18 protein-coding genes, 1 tRNA gene and 1 pseudogene are annotated in these 18,097 nt (G+C 38.5%); 5 read left to right on the top strand and 15 right to left on the bottom strand.

Features of this window, described 5'->3' with window-relative positions; translation table 11 throughout:
- Positions 1-59 precede the first annotated feature (59 nt).
- Positions 60-758, bottom strand: a complete 699-nt coding sequence (locus G7074_RS19140) for a hypothetical protein (RefSeq protein ID WP_166210595.1) — start codon at positions 756-758, stop codon at positions 60-62.
- Positions 759-790: 32 nt separating this feature from the next.
- Complete coding sequence (locus G7074_RS19135; protein ID WP_166210592.1) at positions 791-1,240, bottom strand: hypothetical protein; 450 nt, start codon at positions 1,238-1,240, stop codon at positions 791-793.
- A gap of 626 nt (positions 1,241-1,866) precedes the next feature.
- Here G7074_RS19135 and G7074_RS19130 point away from each other — a divergent pair.
- Positions 1,867-2,235 carry a hypothetical protein gene (locus tag G7074_RS19130; protein WP_166210590.1) on the top strand — a complete coding sequence of 123 codons (369 nt, stop codon included), beginning with the start codon at positions 1,867-1,869 and terminating at the stop codon, positions 2,233-2,235.
- Between the two features lie 212 nt (positions 2,236-2,447).
- On the opposite strand, the gene G7074_RS19125 is transcribed toward G7074_RS19130, so the two are convergent.
- The 6 genes from G7074_RS19125 to G7074_RS19100 all read right to left on the bottom strand — a co-directional run bounded on the left by G7074_RS19125 (position 2,448) and on the right by G7074_RS19100 (position 8,318).
- Positions 2,448-2,531: transfer RNA gene (locus tag G7074_RS19125), tRNA-Leu, on the bottom strand.
- 45 nt (positions 2,532-2,576) lie between these two features.
- Positions 2,577-3,341, bottom strand: a complete 765-nt coding sequence (locus tag G7074_RS19120; protein WP_166210587.1) for an MBL fold metallo-hydrolase — start codon at positions 3,339-3,341, stop codon at positions 2,577-2,579.
- 49 nt (positions 3,342-3,390) lie between these two features.
- Positions 3,391-4,302, bottom strand: coding sequence for an alkaline phosphatase family protein (locus G7074_RS19115; protein ID WP_166210584.1), 912 nt, complete (start codon positions 4,300-4,302; stop codon positions 3,391-3,393).
- A gap of 123 nt (positions 4,303-4,425) precedes the next feature.
- Positions 4,426-4,698, bottom strand: a complete 273-nt coding sequence (locus tag G7074_RS19110) for a hypothetical protein (RefSeq protein ID WP_166210581.1) — start codon at positions 4,696-4,698, stop codon at positions 4,426-4,428.
- A gap of 305 nt (positions 4,699-5,003) precedes the next feature.
- The gene (locus tag G7074_RS19105) at positions 5,004-5,654 is read right to left on the bottom strand and encodes an outer membrane lipoprotein carrier protein LolA (RefSeq protein ID WP_166210578.1); all 651 of its coding nucleotides are present in this window, start codon (positions 5,652-5,654) and stop codon (positions 5,004-5,006) included.
- A 63-nt stretch (positions 5,655-5,717) separates the two neighbouring features.
- The gene (locus tag G7074_RS19100; RefSeq protein ID WP_166210575.1) at positions 5,718-8,318 is read right to left on the bottom strand and encodes a DNA translocase FtsK; all 2,601 of its coding nucleotides are present in this window, start codon (positions 8,316-8,318) and stop codon (positions 5,718-5,720) included.
- Positions 8,319-8,783: 465 nt separating this feature from the next.
- Between G7074_RS19100 and G7074_RS19095 the strand changes: the two genes are divergently transcribed.
- Positions 8,784-9,440, top strand: a complete 657-nt coding sequence (locus G7074_RS19095) for an ankyrin repeat domain-containing protein (protein ID WP_166210572.1) — start codon at positions 8,784-8,786, stop codon at positions 9,438-9,440.
- A gap of 99 nt (positions 9,441-9,539) precedes the next feature.
- On the opposite strand, the gene G7074_RS19090 is transcribed toward G7074_RS19095, so the two are convergent.
- The 5 genes and pseudogenes from G7074_RS19090 to pyrF all read right to left on the bottom strand — a co-directional run bounded on the left by G7074_RS19090 (position 9,540) and on the right by pyrF (position 12,459).
- A complete protein-coding gene (locus G7074_RS19090; protein WP_124559631.1) occupies positions 9,540-9,758 on the bottom strand; it encodes a PspC family transcriptional regulator in 219 nt (72 codons plus the stop codon).
- A 131-nt stretch (positions 9,759-9,889) separates the two neighbouring features.
- Complete coding sequence (locus G7074_RS19085) at positions 9,890-10,105, bottom strand: hypothetical protein (protein WP_124559630.1); 216 nt, start codon at positions 10,103-10,105, stop codon at positions 9,890-9,892.
- 32 nt (positions 10,106-10,137) lie between these two features.
- Entirely contained in the window at positions 10,138-10,302 is a 165-nt protein-coding gene (locus G7074_RS27300; protein WP_233603855.1) for a hypothetical protein, read from the bottom strand.
- A 112-nt stretch (positions 10,303-10,414) separates the two neighbouring features.
- A pseudogene (locus tag G7074_RS19080) lies at positions 10,415-11,421 on the bottom strand (DUF2851 family protein).
- A gap of 207 nt (positions 11,422-11,628) precedes the next feature.
- A complete protein-coding gene (gene pyrF / locus G7074_RS19075) occupies positions 11,629-12,459 on the bottom strand; it encodes an orotidine-5'-phosphate decarboxylase (RefSeq protein WP_166210569.1) in 831 nt (276 codons plus the stop codon).
- Between the two features lie 424 nt (positions 12,460-12,883).
- On the opposite strand from pyrF, the gene rho reads away from it, so the two are divergent.
- Together rho and pssA are read left to right on the top strand one after the other, a co-directional pair.
- Positions 12,884-14,614, top strand: coding sequence for a transcription termination factor Rho (rho, locus tag G7074_RS19070; RefSeq protein WP_124559628.1), 1,731 nt, complete (start codon positions 12,884-12,886; stop codon positions 14,612-14,614).
- 83 nt (positions 14,615-14,697) lie between these two features.
- Positions 14,698-15,390, top strand: a complete 693-nt coding sequence (pssA, locus tag G7074_RS19065; RefSeq protein ID WP_124559627.1) for a CDP-diacylglycerol--serine O-phosphatidyltransferase — start codon at positions 14,698-14,700, stop codon at positions 15,388-15,390.
- Between the two features lie 46 nt (positions 15,391-15,436).
- On the opposite strand, the gene G7074_RS19060 is transcribed toward pssA, so the two are convergent.
- Positions 15,437-15,727 (bottom strand): Hpt domain-containing protein, encoded by a 291-nt coding sequence (locus tag G7074_RS19060; RefSeq protein ID WP_124559626.1) that lies wholly within the window; start codon positions 15,725-15,727, stop codon positions 15,437-15,439.
- 56 nt (positions 15,728-15,783) lie between these two features.
- The gene (gene folK, locus G7074_RS19055) at positions 15,784-16,290 is read right to left on the bottom strand and encodes a 2-amino-4-hydroxy-6-hydroxymethyldihydropteridine diphosphokinase (protein WP_124559625.1); all 507 of its coding nucleotides are present in this window, start codon (positions 16,288-16,290) and stop codon (positions 15,784-15,786) included.
- Positions 16,291-16,330: 40 nt separating this feature from the next.
- On the opposite strand from folK, the gene sppA reads away from it, so the two are divergent.
- Positions 16,331-18,097 carry a signal peptide peptidase SppA gene (sppA, locus tag G7074_RS19050; protein ID WP_124559624.1) on the top strand — a complete coding sequence of 589 codons (1,767 nt, stop codon included), beginning with the start codon at positions 16,331-16,333 and terminating at the stop codon, positions 18,095-18,097.

The following is an 18,097-nucleotide window of genomic DNA, read 5'->3' as shown; positions in this document are numbered from 1 at the left end:
CATTTAGACGAATACTTTTTAACAAACTTAAAAATTTCGAAAAAAATGCCATCTTATTATTAAGCCACTTTTAGGCTAGGGAATTTATCTTGCAAAATTTTCACAAAATTTTCGCCAACTACCTGATGTTTTGCTCTTGTTTTCAATTGCTTTTTTAGGTTGAGCATATCTTGCGGGTCAACCATATAATTAAGTCTATCGTGGATTTCAAGAGCTAACAAACTTCCGTCAATATCAAAAGTGATAACATGTATTTTTGGTAAATATTCTTCTGATAGTCTTGAATAAACACCCAATTGCGATTTTAAGATACCCCCATATTGAAGCCTAGCTTTTTCAATTCTAAAATTATCAAATACAATGTGCTCATCTAACTCACCAACTGTATCCGTGCTGAAGAAATGCAAATCGCTTCCGCTTAAAGCCCAAAAACACTCTGTTTCAACTCTTTTAAGCTTTAAACCAATTGCCGATAATGCTACATTTTTTATTCCGTCAGTTACAAGCTCCTGCACTTTACTGGTTGTCGACTGGGGAACAGATGCTGAAGTAAAAGCATCAATTTGCTTACCCTTCAACCACTCTGCTAATTTTGAAAAATCCTGAGCTAAAAGTTCTTGTTTGTATTGGTGATATTTAGTTCTTTCGGAGTCTAAGTCGATTTCTGATTCTGCAGTTTTGTGTTTTTTATTCATGATGATCATAAAGGCTATACCTGCAATTATTAATACGACCGGAATTAAAAATAATGGGTTCATTCTTTTTGGTTTAAGTTTTTTTGTTTAAATATTTATTGGATGTATTTTTTTTGCTTGGTTTTAGAAAAAGCTCCATATAGGATCAGTCCGATAATCAACAGGACTATAAGTTTTCCTCCATATTTTGAATAAAGCCCCAGCTGCAGAAGACTTTCTTTATTCAATTTGTTTTCAATCACAACCTGATCAAGCTGTTCATTGGTTAGTTCGAAATACTCATCACTTCCTTTTTTGGCCAAAACCAATTTTGGTTCTTGCGTTATCCAAACTGGAATTATCCAGGCAATATTATATTCCTGGTGCATTCTTGCTAAATCAAGGTATTCCTTGGGGCCTTTACTTACAGCATACTTCTCTGTGTCAGGCAAATCTGCTACAATTTCTATTTTGTCAATCTTGCCAAAGGGAATTTTTAGCTTTGCTGATACAACATTTGCTGTAAGCATTGAAGCAAAAGATAATAAGAGGATTTTTTTTACCATTTTTTCGTCTTTGATTTTAGTTCGAATATGCTTTCGTATAACAATTTTTAATGTTGCAATGGCCCGGAAATTGAAGTACAGAAGCCGATATTATAATTTAAGTCCAACTGAAAATCCACCGTTGATTTTGCACTTCTTCCCGCCTGACGAAAATCTGTGATAAATATAGGGAGGAAACATGCACTCTACGACCGAATAAAAATACTCGTACGGATTTGTTTCAAAAAACAAGTATGAATAGTTACAAAGAGAAGTACGAGTAATTACAAATAATTGTTTTACAGAGATTTACGATATTTCATTAGAGTACTGTCCATTTACTTTTTAAAAGCAGTATAATAAATTGATTTTGTCCATTCCCTATTCTTTGCTGTCATCCTAATATTTGGAAAAGCTATTCTTTAGATTGCAGGTGATGGTCAGAAGCTATACCTTTGACCGTCCAAGGCCTATCTGAAGAAGTACAAGGGCTAAATACAGTTTGTGATTGTATTAGACCACGACCGTTTCAGTCGTAACCTGCCGGAGGCACTGATGAAGATTGCAGAGCTGGAAAAAAAAATGGGGTAAAGGTATTGTCCACCAACGAGCGTGTCGATCTAGATACATCTGACTCCGATCTGTTCATGAAAAGAGCACTGGACTACATGATTGCTAACAAAGAGCTATTCAACATCAGGAAACGTACCAAACAAGGCGTTAGAAATGCAAAGGAGAAAGGTCGTTACCTCGGGCGTGCTCCTTTCGGCTACCGTAATATTATTGATGGAACACGTAAGAACCTTATTGAAATCCATCAGGGAGAATCTGTAATTATGGAACACATCTTTCAGGAGTATATGATGGGTATCCCACAGTACCTGATTTTCAAGAATGCAAAAGCGGCTGGTCTTAAGCACACCGGAAGTAACGCGATCAATGACATACTCAGAAATCCCGTTTACGCTGCGCTGATGCGTGTCCTGCCATGGGCGACCTGCCAGAGAAATATGTAAAAAACCTGCTTTTAATCTACGAGAAGAGCAATATCACGCAGAAACACACTTTTATCCAGGGAATGTTCAAAAATAATCTTGTATGGGGTATGGGTTTATTTCGAACAAAATTTATTGCTCCTACCTTCCATGATAACTTATTGAAAAGCAACAAAAAAAGGGCTGCTTTTGAATGAGCAACCCTTTAAAAAATCAGAAATGAATCTGATTAGTACCCAAGAGGAGATTCGAACTCCCACACCTATACAGGCGCCAGCCCCTCAAGCTGGTGCGTCTACCAATTTCGCCACCTGGGTTTGTGCTGCAAATATAATTTAATTTTGGGTTTTCGAAACAATGATTTACAATTCTATTTTTAACCCATCATACGCCAAACGGATCGAATCTGCCAGATTTTGCTCCACATCGGCATGTTTACCCAGGTTATGGCTAATGTGGGTAAGGTAAGTTATCTCTGCGCCAACTTTCTCTGCAAATGCCCTCGCCTCACCAAGCGTAAAATGCGAAATATGTGCCTCGTTTTGTAAAGCGTTAATCACCAATATTTTCGTGCCTTTAATTTTTGCAAAGCTCTCATCCGAAACCGTTTTGGCATCGGTAATGTAAGTAAAGTCGCCAATGCGGTAGCCATTAATGGGCAGCAAATGGTGCATCACCTCAAAAGGCGTTATGGTGGTCTCCCCTATTTTAAAATCTTCGCCATTGGTTACCGTATGCAGGTTAATTTGCGGCAGGCCATGGTATTTTTTTTCGGCAAAGATGTAATAAAACTCCCTTTTTAATGCTGTTTGCACCCTTTCGGTAGCATACACATCAATTATCTTGTGTAATAAATAGTTAAATGGCCTGATATCGTCCAAACCTGCAATGTGGTCTTTATGCTCGTGCGTAAATAAAACGGCATCGAGGTTTTCTACTTTCTCGCGCAAAAGCTGGTAACGAAAATCAGGACCACTATCTACCACAATGGTTTTATCGGCCGTTTCAATTAAAATAGATGTTCTTAAACGGTTATCCCGCTTATCTGTTGAACGACAAACGTCGCATTTACAAGCGATTACGGGAACGCCCTGTGATGTACCTGTGCCTAAAAATGTGATCTTCAAATTGCAGTTATAAAAGTGAACGGGCTATTTTGCTGCAATTTAAAGCTTTTTATTTAAATATCACTTTTGGTGCAACACCTGTCCACGATTTTGGCAGTTTATCCTCTTTAACATTAAACAGTCTGGCCACAACGAGTGCAGTATTTTTATTGCTGTTGTAAAAATCGGTTAAACCTAATTGCTTTATTTTAGGTCCAACTGCAGCCCATGGCACCTGCATTTCGCGCATGCTTGTACCTCCATGACCTTTATTTATACCTCCATGATCGGTAATGAGTAGAAAGTGGGTATTCTTAAACAGATCTTTCGCCTGCAAGGCCTTAATTAATTCGCCTACTGCAACATCGGCCTTTTCAACCGCAGCAATATATTCGGGGCCCATCCAGCCAAAACCATGGCCAGCATGATCGGTGTGTACGCTGTACAGGAAAACCAGCGTTGGGTTCTTTCTGTTCGCATCCATAAAATTAACGGCCTTCTCATAATTTTGGGTGTAGGCATCTTTTTCTTCAAAAGCCGATTCGTCCAGGTATTTTTTATTCATCGAATTTACCAGCTCCAGCCAGTTCCAGTAATAGGCCGTTTTAACATTGGGCACCTGCTCTTTCAATACCTTAAATATTGAAGGATAATAACCTTCCGCATCTTTATCTATCGGCTGGAGTTCATGCTTGGCCACCATCCAGCTGTTATTGGTTACACCATGCTCTTCTGGCCCCGATCCGGTTAAATGGCTGGTCCAGTTGGGTAATGTTACTGATGGCATTACCGGTCTTGTAGTTACCGAAACAACCCCATCGGCAAAAAGCTTATCGATATTGGGATGCTTAATAGCTTTATAACCTTCGGCGCTAAAGCCATCAAAACCAATAATAACTACCCGCTGCGCTTGCTGTGCAGTAGCCCTGCCCATTGCAGCAATTAATAAAACGGCTAAAAATGTGTGTTTAAAGAAATTCATTTTTTCTTGTTCTGGTGAATGTCAAAACTAACGATTACAAAACAAAATAAGTAAACAAAATTTAGTTAAACTAAACAAACGAATAATATTTTTACATTGGAAGCTTGCGTAACAGCCTATGCGTTAAAATAATTCGGTTTGTTGTAAAGAGAGGTAAAACTGACGCTGTTTTTCATCCAGCAGGTTTTCATCGGCAGTGATTTGTTTTACCAGCGTTACCAGGGCGGCAATTTTACCTTCCAGATTGGAGAACTTGTTTACCACAATTACTTTATTGTGTTCTAACAGGCAAGATCCGGTTCTGAAATTTCCTTTTTCGTAACGGACTTTATAACCCATTGCAAAAAGTAAGGTTTCTAATTTCTCTAAAGTATGGTTGGTAAGTGGCAATGACATTAGAACAAATGTAAACAATAAGAAATAGTTTGCGGCGAATAAATGGTTAATTATTTTAACTGGTTAATTGTGGGAGGGTGTTCGATAAAGGTTAACAAATTTAAATCATAACTATAAAAAGATTAATGATAAAAAATAAGAGATGCTGAAATAAATTCAGCATGACGATGGAGGATATGGAATGGTGAAGGTCCTTCGACTCCGCACAGAATGAAAATGCAATCGGATTGGCATAACGCATAAAAAAGGTTCAGCTGTTTCCAACTGAACCTCCAGGTTTCATCCCGCATTTGCGGAGATAACAATTATCTTAAGTCTACCACTTCAACACCAGGATATTTTTTGGCATCGAAAGCGAAGGTAGTTTCTGGTACATTTACATTTGGCGAAAAAGTTCTCACGTTGTAAGTGTATTTGTTTCCGTTTTTATCGAACAATACTACATTAGCAATTTGCTTAGCGGTTTTATCGATGCTTAAACGCACTTTAAAGATCGATTTTTTAGCATCAACCGGCGTTAAATCAATCATTTGGTAAATTTTAGCCCCTGCTTTTTCTTCGCCAGTGTACACGTATTTAAATCCTTTTTCGTAAACCGTAAAAATTTTGGCAGGGTTAATGGCATCGCCACTGTTATCTACGTTGCTTACCTGTACTTCTTTATCTTTTTTAAGGTAAGTCCATTGGCTTTTGCCATCGCTAAACAACTCCTGGTTGGTCATAGCCACTTTATACTTGTTAGAGTTGGCTTTAACATATAAGGTACCTTGCTGGGTTTCTTTTACTTTAGCTTTTGGATTATCCAAAGTGAAAGTAAAATCTGTTTTAACTACATTGTACGATTTGTATTTCTTGCTTACCTCAGCTAAAATCTCTTTAGCTTTCGCATCAGTTTGAGCATAAGTTGATGTTGTAAAAGCAACTACAACCATTAATGCTGAAATTAATTTCTTCATCTTTTCTTTTTTAATTTTCTTTCTTTTGTAACGTTAGAGTAGATTTTTTGGTATTGGTTTAATCTAATCTTTGTTATCCATACTATTCAAGAATTGTTCCAAAGAATATTCGTCGGGATATAAAACTTCGCGGGCCTTACTTCCTTCAAACGGCCCAACAATTCCGGCAGCCTCCAGCTGGTCGATAATGCGGCCGGCACGGTTGTAGCCTAATTTCAGTTTACGCTGAATTAATGAAGTTGAACCCTGCTGGTGCATTACAATCAGCCTCGCAGCATCTTCAAAAAACTTATCGCGCTCATTCGGGTCAAAATCGGCCTTGCCACCCTCACCTGCTTCATCTATATATTCTGGCAACTGATAAGCATCTGAATAACCACGCTGGTTACCGATATACTCCGAAATACGATCAACCTCTGGTGTATCAACGAAAGCACACTGTAGCCTGATTAAGTCGCTACCCGTTGATAAAAGCATATCTCCACGACCAATCAGCTGATCGGCACCACCGCTATCGAGAATGGTACGCGAATCGATTTTTGATAAAACCCTAAAGGCTAACCTTGCCGGGAAGTTGGCTTTAATGGTACCAGTAATAATATTTACTGATGGACGCTGCGTTGCCAATACCAGGTGAATACCAATGGCACGGGCCAGCTGAGCCAAACGTGCAATTGGCGCTTCTACCTCTTTACCGGCCGTCATCATTAAATCGGCAAACTCATCTACTACCAAAACAATAAATGGTAAGAAACGGTGACCATTATTTGGATTCAGCTTGCGCTTGATAAACTTATCGTTATACTCTTTTAAATTTCTTACCTGTGCATCTTTCAACAAATCGTAACGCTGATCCATCTCAATACAAAGCGAGTTTAAAGTATTTACTACTTTCTTTGTATCGGTAATAATGGCATCGGCCTCGCCCGGTAGTTTAGCTAAAAAGTGCCTTTCAATACGGTTAAAAAGGGTTAACTCTACCTTTTTCGGATCGACAAGTACAAATTTTAACTGTGCCGGGTGTTTCTTAAATAAAAGCGAAACCAGGATAGAGTTAATACCAACTGATTTACCCTGCCCTGTTGCCCCTGCTACCAGTAAGTGTGGCATTTTAGCCAAATCGGCAATAAATACTTCGTTACTGATGGTTTTACCTAAGGCAATTGGTAAATCCATGGTGTTTTGTACCCATTTCTCCGTATTTAAAATGCTGCGCATCGGCACCATTTCAGGGTGCTGGTTTGGCACTTCGATACCAATTGTACCTTTACCCGGCATTGGTGCAATAATACGGATACCTAAAGCAGCCAGCGATAGGGCAATATCATCTTCCAGGTTCTTGATTTTCGAAATCCGCACACCCGGCGCCGGGATAATTTCGTAAAGTGTAACGGTTGGACCAATTGTAGCCTTAATTTTATCAATTTCGATATTGTAATGGTTAAGGGTTTCTACAATTTTATTTTTATTGGCTTCCAGTTCTTCGGCATTTACCGAAATTTTGTTGGTACCGTAGTTTTCCAATAAATCAACCGTTGGGTATTTGTAGCCCGATAAATCGAGCTTCTCGTCATAATTACCAAACTGTTCTACCAAATCATCCGATTTAATTTCTTCTTCTGTTTTCTCGATGGTAAAAGCAGGTTCTTTTTCTTCTTCTACAGTAGGCTCAACAACCAAAGGCATGGCCGCTGCTGCTGCTGCACTGGCTAATGGCAAGTTGGTAGCCAAAGGCGATAAAATTACCGGAGGGGTTACTTCTTCTTCGGGTTCTTTTTCTTCGAAACGGCTAGGCTGTAAGGTTACATTTTGTGGTTTACGCTCATTGCCAAGTGGCTTTTCGCGCACCGGAAATTCAATGGGTTCTGAAGGCTCTTCGTAAACATTTTCTCTGCCTGCATGCTGCGACCTCACTTCGTTTACAAAATCAGGTACTTCCGAATCGAGGTATACTTCCTTTTCTTTACGCTCAGGGAATTTAAAATCGATGTTATAGGCAATAATTAAAATGGTTAAACCGGCAAAGGCAATTAAACCTGCAACACCGGCAGCACCAATTTGCGCGGCCAATAATTTATTGCACCAGTAACCAAATTCACCCTCGAGGTAATGAGGCGATTCTGACCAGAAACTGTGTGCAAAACCTAAGGTTAGTGAAATAAATAACAAAAAGAAAAAGCTGTAGCCTAATGTTTTTGAGATAGAAAGGATTTTAACTTTAAACAATAAGCGGTAGCCAATAATAAAAAAGGCTAGTACAAATAAGAATGAGGCAATACCGAACCACTCGTAAATAAACTGGTGCGATAGTAAAGCACCAAATTTACCCAGCCAGTTTTGCACTACCGGAGTGGTTACCCCTGCATTTTTTAGTTCTTCGGCTGTTTTAAATAAATTTCCCCAACCGCCATTTGCATCTATTACATAACTCTGGTCGTCCTGCCAGGTAAATAAATAAGAAGTAAAGGCAATTAAAAAATAAAGGGAAAGGATTACAAAGAACAGTCCCAAAATCTTTACTGCACGTCCATCCGACAGGTCGAAACGGGGCAGAAACTCCCTTTTTTCTTTTGGCTGGCGGTTTGATGTCCCTCTGCCCGATGCATTTTCAGCACCTTTATCTCTGAATGTGTTCGTTTTAAACTGATTACCCCTTGCCGACATTTTCTATCCTAAGTATTTTTTGATCAACAAATATAAAATAACTGATACGAGTTTTCTATTCCCCATTAAATTAAATAAAAATATTCGTTGGGATATTAAACCTTAAACAAAAAATATAGTCTATTATTTTAACAACACGCAAGTTGTTACGTTTTATCATAAATGAAACGGATTTTGTTTTAGGTTTTATCCCGTTTGACCTGGAGAGGTGAGACGGGATTTTTTATGCGCTTAGCTTTTAAAGCAATACATTTAAAATCGCTGTCAACAAACCATAGGAACTTTTTAATTTCTGCAAAATATCAAATGAACGGTGTAGACACCGCCCAAGACACCCGTTTAGTGGTAGGTGCCCTCACCCACTTGATAGACCTTTGAATTTTTTATTCATTTTTAAACAGTTTCTTAGAAAATTAGATAATTATTTATTTTTTGTTAATTTAAGTCGATTTTTTATACAATACTATGGGTATAACGCAGCTAGAAGAACAAATTGAAGCCGGCAACTTAAATGCTGTAAAGGAAATTTTGGTACAAAACCCCAGATTGGCCGTTACCGATACATCGCACCACATTTCGCCATTATTATTGGCCTGCTATTATAAAAAGCAGGAGATTGCCGATTTAATTGCAGAATTTGTTGATCAGCTTACCCTGTTCGAAGCCTGCGCAGTTGGTAAATTTGATGCCGCTACCCTATTGATTTTTCAAAAACCCGAGAGTGTTAACGAGTTCTCGGATGATGGCTTTACACCGCTGGGCCTGGCCTGCTATTTCGGGCATGAAGATTTAGCCCGCTTTTTGGTATTAAAAGGTGCTGATGTAAATTTAGCTTCGAAAAACGGATTCAATGTTTTCCCCATCCACTCGGCGGTTGCGGCAAACAATTTTAACATTACCAAAATGCTTTTAGAAACCGGGGCTTACCCTAACGTTTGCCAAAAAGCTGGCCTGGCACCTTTACACACTGCTGCGCAACTGGGCAATATTGAGCTTATTATTTTATTGCTGGAGCATGGCGCCGAAGTTTCGTTGCGCATGGAAGGCGGAAAATTACCTGCCGATTTAGCTGCAGAGAAAGGCTTTAACGAAATTGCTGAAATTTTGAGAGACGACGATTAAATTAGTTTTCAGTTACCTATAGTAGAAAATAGCGAACTTAGAACTTCAAACTGCGTATTGGAAACTGCAAACTATGAACTGAGAGCTGCCAACTAAAAACTACTCCCAAACCCTTAGCCTCATGCGCTTCATATAGGTTCTGATGTCCAAAACCACGGCTGCCAGAAAATAAAATAGTATGGGAAAACCTACAGCCAAAAAAGACGAGTAAATAAAAAACAGGCGGACTTTTGCTGTGCTCATGTGTAGCTTGTTAGCCAGATAAGTAGAAACACCAAAACTCTGCTGCTCAAAATAGGTTATAATTCTTTGAAACATTTTAAGCTTATTTTACACGCTTTAATTATCATATCAACAGATAAAATAATAAATAACCAACGCTATAACATTGGTTTTCTTATTCTAATTTATAAATAATAATTGGTTAAACAGGTAAAATCGGTTTCTAATTATTCTAAAATCAGCTTTTCGAAATCCTGTTTATCTTCATGTTTGATAAAAAGAATCTGCTGTTCTTCCAGTCCTGAAAATTTCTTAACCAGTTCGGCCTTAAATTTATGCAGGTCAACGTCTTTATCCAGAATAACCGTTAAGGCATCAGCATTGCCCCTAACTTCTATAATCTGATTAGGATAAAGTTCTTTTAATTCGTGCGGAAATTCCATAATTATAAAACGGTTAGGGTAAATCTTTTTGTTTAAGCCTGTTTTAAAATCTTAATACCAATACCACAAGTTAAACATTTTTTCTGGTCGCAATATTGTTTTTTCAATTGTAAAATACCTTGCGATGCAAATGCACTTTCAATTTGAACTCCTGCTGCCAAAAATTTACTTTTTATAGCGTTTTCTTCGGCGGACAAACTTTCTAATAATTTTATTGCCCTGCTCTGGTAAAATGGGGTATCGGTGTATTTTCCATAGGCAAATAAAAACAAGGCTACCGTATTTAACAAAATATTATCAACAGATGTTTTACCTAATTTGTGTTTTTACGCCCTCAGCTTCCTTTTTAAAATGATAGTGCGATTTCCAGTAATCGTTTACGGGCAATGCTTCGAATAAAGTATGTAATTCGACAACCTTTCTTATTTCGATAATTTTAGAAAAAAGGTGATTGGATTTTAAAATTAATGTGGCAAATTGTGCCAGCCTGATGGTTGGAAAATTCTGTGGCCGCATGCACATAAATTTCCAGATGGATATTTCGAGCGGCTTAATGTTGTATTTCTTTTCCAGAAACTCAAATTCGGCTTTTAATTTTTAAGGATAGGCTCCGGTAAACTGATCTTTTAAAAACTCGGCAGCACCAAAAACCAAAGCCTCAATTTGCAAGGGATTATCTTAGTGTTTGGCATAAATGTTTTGTGGAACGGCCTTGGCAACCAGTTCAAAGGGTAATGCATTTACCTTAAAGCCAAAGTTCCGTGCCATAAAGCGATAAAAAGTTTCATCCCAATCGCGATTCAATTCGCTCAATGTTTCGTTAATAGCGCTGGTTTTCTCTTCAAAACGCGCTACCAGTGTTCTGGATAAAAATGAATCGACAATTAAACGGCCTACACACTCAATCTGAGCAACACAAGGGAAATCGGTTAGGGTTAAAAAAAGGTTTTCGTATTTGCTGATTAAACTGGCTGCAATCCGGTTTTTCAGTGCTAATACTGGCAGTACAGTACCATCTATACGTTTAATCTCTATGTCATGCTCATAAACCACATGGAGAATTACATTTCCATAACTATGATCTTTGTGGTGGTTGTGTTTTAACCAATCAGACGATTTGAGGTGTATTTCGACACTTCCGGCCCAGAGGTATTGCCAATCTTAATTTTGGCATGGTAAAAATCGGGGTCTGCATTTCTGTTCAGTAATCCGGGATTGATGATTTCCAGTTTTTCGCCATCGCAGGTTTGCAGCCCGTTGTTATCAAACGATCTGAACTGCCATACGTAATGAAGAAAATCTTCCGGAAAATTCATTATTGAAGATAATTAATTGATTTCGCTAAAACTAACTTATAAGTTTAATTTTTAATGCCCGAAAACCCGTATGTACTTACCTCTAAATAGATTGCTTCGTCGTTCCTCCTCGCAATGACGTAAGTTCTTCGTCATTGCGAGCCGATTTTTCATCGGCGAAGCAATCTAATATAGTTAACATAAATTTTTAGAGACCGAATAATAAAATTACACCAATTCAGCCTCAATCAATATCTGCTCCATTTCTTTTTGCAGTTTCAAGGCTTCTTCTCTTGCCCTTTCAGCAAAATCTTCGCCCTGGCTGGCATAAATAATTCCTCTCGATGAATTGATAAGTAAGCCACAATGTGCATTTAAACCATATTTGCATACTTCATTTAAATCGCCTCCCTGTGCACCAACGCCAGGTACCAAAAGAAAATGGTTAGGTGCCAGTTTGCGTACATCGCCAAATGCTGCACCGCGGGTTGCGCCCACAACATACATCATTTGCTCATCAGTAGCCCATTGTTGCGATGTTTTAAGTACCTTTTCGAAAAGCCTGTCTTCACCAATTTCCTGCAATTGGAAATCGGCATGACCAGTGTTTGAAGTTAAGGCCAAAAGAATAACCCATTTATTTTCGAAAGTTAAAAAAGGAGTTACCGAATCACTTCCCATGTAAGGGGCAACGGTAACCGAATCGAAACTCATTTCGGAAGATGCGGCATTAAAAAATGTTTCTGCATACATGGCCGAGGTGTTTCCTATATCGCCACGCTTGGCATCAGCAATAGAGAAAGTATCTTTAGGGATATATTTCCAGGTTTCGATCAAAGTTTCCCATCCTTTTTTACCATAACACTCATAAAAGGCGGTATTGGGTTTGTAGGCCACACATAAATCCTGGGTTGCATCTATAATCTGCTTATTGAATTCTAAAATCGGATTTTCATATTTCAACAGGTGTTTAGGGATTTTATCAAGGGCTGAATCTAATCCTACACATAAAAATGAACGTTTTTTTTGAATTTGCTCGAAAAGTTGTTGCTTGGTCATATATGGGCTTATTTGCTGCAAATATGAAGATTTTTAAGTTTTCCGGACAACAAAAATATGCCAGCATGAATTATTTTTATAAACATTTTAAACTTTTGCTTGCAGATTACGTTTCAAATACATACAATTGCAACATAATTTCTCAATCGTTTATCTGAATATCCCAGAAAAATTTATCAAGATTTATTTTTTGTTACCATTTTTTAAAAGCAAAATTTGCTCTTTATTCAGCTTATAAACAATATAAAACAATTTGAGTATTTTCTAAAATAAACTCAATTCGGTTTTATAGCCATAAGAATTTATATACAATGAAACAGTTTGGCTTACCTTAACAGAAATATTTTTAGGCCTGCATAGATTTTATAACGGCATATGTGCGTTATAAGCAAATGAAAAATTTCTTGAAACATATATATTTAGAATGTTCAGCAAAACAGAATTAAATGATAAGCTCACAACAGAATTGCGTGAGCTGGCAAAAACCTATGGCATTGAAGGTGCCGACTCCCTTAGAAAAATAGACCTTGTTGAAGTACTTTTACACCAACAAGAAATTATAAATGCCGCTAAATCAGCTGGCGACCCTTACAGTGAAGGCGAACCGGTAGCGGCTAGCCCTGCACCAAAAGCTAAAGCTGCCAAAGCAGAAAAAGCACCAAAAATTGCAGCTGCAGCCGCCGAAGCAGCCGCAGTTACTCCCGAAAAACCGGTAAAAAAGAGAGCGAGGTTGCCTAAAGATGAACCTGCAATAGCTCCGGCAAGCAGAAAAAGAGAGTCTGTAACCCTTTTTGATGAACCACAACACCAACCAGAACGTCAGCCTGATCGTATTTTTGAAGCAGAAGAAAGTGTAAAACCCATTTCGGCTTTAATTGAAGAAAGTGCAGAAGTACTGCCTGTTGCACCAAAGGTAAAACAAGAGCCAAAAGAAAAGCAGGAGAAACAGGAAAAACCACAGCGTGATGAAAACCGCCCACAGAAACAACCGGGCGGAGGTAGCCACCATAAAAACGAAAACAGCTATTCTAACCTGGATTTCGATAACGTAATTACAAACGAAGGCGTATTGGAAATTATGCCCGATGGTTACGGTTTCTTACGTTCGGCAGATTACAACTACCTTACCTCTCCTGATGATATTTATGTATCACAATCGCAAATTAAACTTTTTGGATTAAAAACCGGCGATACCGTAAAAGGTAGCATCCGCCCACCAAAAGAAGGCGAAAAATATTTCCCATTGGTGCGTGTAGAAACCATTAATGGCAGAATCCCTGCTGATGTGCGCGACCGGGTTCCTTTTGATTACTTAACTCCGCTTTTTCCAACTGAAAGATTAAATCTGTTTACGGATACGAACAACTATTCGACCCGTATTATGGATTTATTTACCCCAATTGGTAAAGGGCAGCGTGGTTTAATTGTTGCACAACCTAAAACGGGTAAAACCAATTTATTGAAAGAAGTTGCAAATGCAATTGCCAAAAACCACCCTGAAGTTTATTTAATTATTCTTTTAATTGATGAGCGTCCGGAAGAGGTAACTGATATGGCTCGTAGTGTAAGAGCAGAAGTAATTGCTTCTACTTTTGATGAGCCTGCAGAACGCCACGTTAAAATTGCCAATATTGTACTGGAAAAATCTAAACGCTTGGTAGAAAGCGGTCATGACGTGGTAATTCTATTAGATTCGATTACGCGTTTGGCAAGGGCTTACAATACTACTGCTCCGGCATCGGGTAAAATTTTATCGGGTGGTGTTGATGCAAATGCTTTACACAAACCAAAACGTTTCTTCGGTGCTGCACGTAACATCGAAAACGGTGGTTCTTTAACCATTTTAGCTACTGCATTAACAGATACAGGTTCTAAAATGGACGAAGTAATTTTCGAAGAATTTAAAGGAACAGGTAATATGGAGCTTCAGTTGGATCGTAAATTATCTAACAAACGTATTTTCCCTGCAATTGATATTACTGCTTCGAGCACACGTCGAGACGATTTATTACACGACAGGGATACGCTGCAACGTGTTTGGATTTTACGCAACCACCTTGCCGATATGAACAGCCAGGAAGCTATGGAATTTGTTCAATCTCAAATAAAAGGAACAAAAAGCAATGAAGAATTCTTAATTTCGATGAACAGCTAAAAAAGGTAAAGTGTAAGATGGTAAATGGATAAGGTAACTTTCCATCTACCATCTACCATCTTACATATTACATCTTCCATCCTATGAAAAGGCATATCCCTAATGCGATTACCTGTGCTAACCTTTTTTCGGGCTGTATCGGAATCGTTTTTGCATTTAAAGGCGATTTACAAACCGCAGCTTACTTCGTTATTTTTTCAGGGATTTTCGACTTTTTTGATGGTATGGTTGCCCGCTTGTTAAATGTTAAATCGGCTATTGGCAAAGACCTCGATTCTTTGGCAGATATGGTTAGTTTTGGCTTTTTACCGGGCGTAATTATGTTTCAGCTACTGAAATTAAGCGATTACCCTTCGGAATATCTGCCCTATCTGGGCTTTATAATTACTGTTTTTTCGGCGTTACGATTGGCTAAGTTTAACAACGATGCCCGCCAAACAGAAGATTTTATTGGCTTAAACACCCCAATGAACACTTTGTTTATTTGCTCGTTACCTTATATTGCGGCTGATTATCCGCAGGTAATTTATTCGGGCATACTGCTGATTGCCATTACAGCCATAACCAGTTTTCTATTGGTAAGTGAAATCAGGATATTTTCTTTAAAATTCAGTGACCTGAGCTGGGCCAAAAACAAAATCAAGTTTATCTTTTTGATACTATCGGCTGTGTTGATTGCTTTCTTAAAATTTGCAGCAATACCATTTGTACTGGTACTTTACATTGTCCTATCGCTACTTTACTTTAAAGATAAACCAAAGTTGGAAAAAAATTAATCAGCTGCCCCCTCGTAGTTTCTTTCTCAGCCTATCTATTTCTGCTTCAATTAGTCCTATTAATAGTAGCACTACGCGCTTTTAAAGTTGTTATATCGGTTTGTATACTGGCTAACGTGGTTCTATTTTGAGCTTTTTGCTCTATACCCTGCACCAAATCTCTAACATCGTTGCAACCTATATAAGTAAAAACAGGCTTAATTTTATGTGCATATCGGGCCACTTTATCCCAATCCTCATACACTAAAGCTTGATCCAATTCTTCAAGATAAACTGGCAGTTGTGTTAAAAAAGTTTCAAAAACGGCTATTAATACTTCCGCGTCATCGCCTACCATATTTATTACATACGAAAAATCTAAAACTCGTTCCTATGTCTGCTTAGCAATTTGAGTTATAATTTTTTAACGGTCAGTGGGTCGTGAATGTTTTGACTGATACTTAACATGGTTTGTCTGAGTACCGGATGTATTACTCCCGGCGCAATTTCGGCCAGTGGTTCCATTACAAATCTCCGGTTTTGCATATGCGGGTGTGGTACCTGGAGTTTATCGGGAATATCGATAATTTCATCGCCGAAAAGGATCAAATCGATATCAATCAGGCGTTCGCCCCATTTATCTTTTCTTACTCGCCCTAAATCCTGTTCAATGGCCAATGCCTGTGTTAAAACCTCTAAAGCGGTTAAACTGGTTCGTAATGCCACAGCCTGATTTAAAAAAGCAGGTTGGTCTGTTTTGCCCCAGGCAGCCGTTTCGTACAAAGCAGAAACTGATACAACCTCTCCCACCTTTTCGTTCAAAAGTGCAACTGCAAGCTGTAAATTTGCCTCCCGGTTTCCCAAATTTCCACCCAGTAACAAATAAGCCGTGCTGCACTCTAAAGCCTTATTAAGCATCATGTATTTTTATATCTTTACAGCACAAAACTAAAACATTTAAATGAGAGAATTCTTTAAGTATTTATTTGCCTCTATGTTGGGCTTTTTCTTATCGATGGTAATTATATTTATTATCTGCTTCGTAATTGTTGTGGGCGTAATTTCATCAATCGATAACGATAAAACCGTTATTGTATCCAACAATTCGGTACTGTTCTTAAATTTAGATCAGGCCATTACTGAACGTACTCCTAAAAATCCTTTCGGCAATTTGCCTATTGTGGGTGGCGAAGAAAAAGACGGCATTGGTTTAAACGATTTCCTTAAATCGGTACAAAGGGCTAAAACCGACGATAACATTAAATGTATTTACCTGAATGTAAGCAGCCCGAATGCTGGTTTTGCTACCCTGCGTGAGGTAAGAAATGCACTGATCGATTTCAAAAAATCGCATAAAAAGATTATTGCCTACAGCGAAGTATATACACAGGGTGCTTATTACCTTGCTTCGGTGGCAGATAAGGTATATTTAAACCCCGAAGGTGCTTTAGAATTTAAAGGCTTTAGCTCAGAACTCACTTTCTTTAAGGGAACTCTAGAAAAAGTTGGGGTAGAAATGCAGGTAATCCGTGTAGGAAATTATAAAAGTGCGGTAGAGCCGTTTATTTTGGATAAAATGAGCGACTACAACCGCAAGCAGGTTACTGCTTATGTGGGTGGCTTGTACAATACTTTTTTAACAGATATTGCGCAAAGCAGAAACATCCCGAAAGATAGCCTTTATAGCATTGCCGATAATTATAAGGTACAACAACCTCAGGATGCTGTTAATTTTAAAATGGTCGACGCTTTAAAATATAAAGATCAGATTTTAGAGGAATTAAAGGGCTTATCGGGACGTACACGTGGCGAAAACATCCGCACGGTTACCATTAACGATTATGCTAAAAACAATACCGATACAGGTACAGGCAAAGATAAAGTGGCTGTAATTTATGCCAATGGCGAAATTAATGGCGGCGAGGGTTCTGATAACCAGATTGGATCTGAACGTATTTCGAGGGCCATTAGAAAAGCACGCTTAGATGATGACATTAAAGCTGTTGTAATACGTGTAAACTCACCGGGAGGTAGCGCATTAGCTTCTGATGTGATTTGGAGAGAAATTGTGCTCACTAAAAAAGAAAAACCAGTTATTGCGTCGTTTGGCGATGTAGCCGCATCAGGTGGTTATTACATTGGTTGTGCTGCCGATAGTATCTTTGTACAGCCCAATACCATTACTGGTTCTATTGGTGTGTTTGGCATTATTCCGAATTTCCAAAACTTAATGACTAACAAGCTGGGAATTACTTTTGATGGCGTTAAAACCGGTAAATATGCCGATATTATGGCTACTAACAGACCAATGACCGCCGGAGAACGCTTTATTATCCAAAATGAGCTGAACAGGATTTACAGCGGTTTTGTGAGTCGGGTTGCCGATGGCCGTAAGAAAAGTAAGGCTTATATCGATAGCATTGGCGGTGGTCATGTTTGGATTGGAACCGATGCCGTTCAAATTGGTTTGGCCGATAGAATTGGCAGTTTTAACGATGCCATTAAAGCTGCTGCCAAAAAAGCAAAGCTTAAAGATTATAAGGTTGTAGAATACCCTGAGGTTATCGATCCGTGGAAATCGTTAATGGATGAAGGTACCGATAAGGTTAAAACTTACTATACCAAACAAGAACTTGGTGAAAACTATTACCTTTATCAGCAAATGAAAAAGGTAATCGCAAGCTCTGGTATCCAGGCCAGGATGCCATTTGAAGCAGTGATAAAATAA

Origin of the sequence: Pedobacter sp. HDW13 (assembly GCF_011303555.1) — a bacterium.
Taxonomy (GTDB): domain Bacteria; phylum Bacteroidota; class Bacteroidia; order Sphingobacteriales; family Sphingobacteriaceae; genus Pedobacter.
This window is presented reverse-complemented; position numbering and strand designations above follow the sequence as displayed.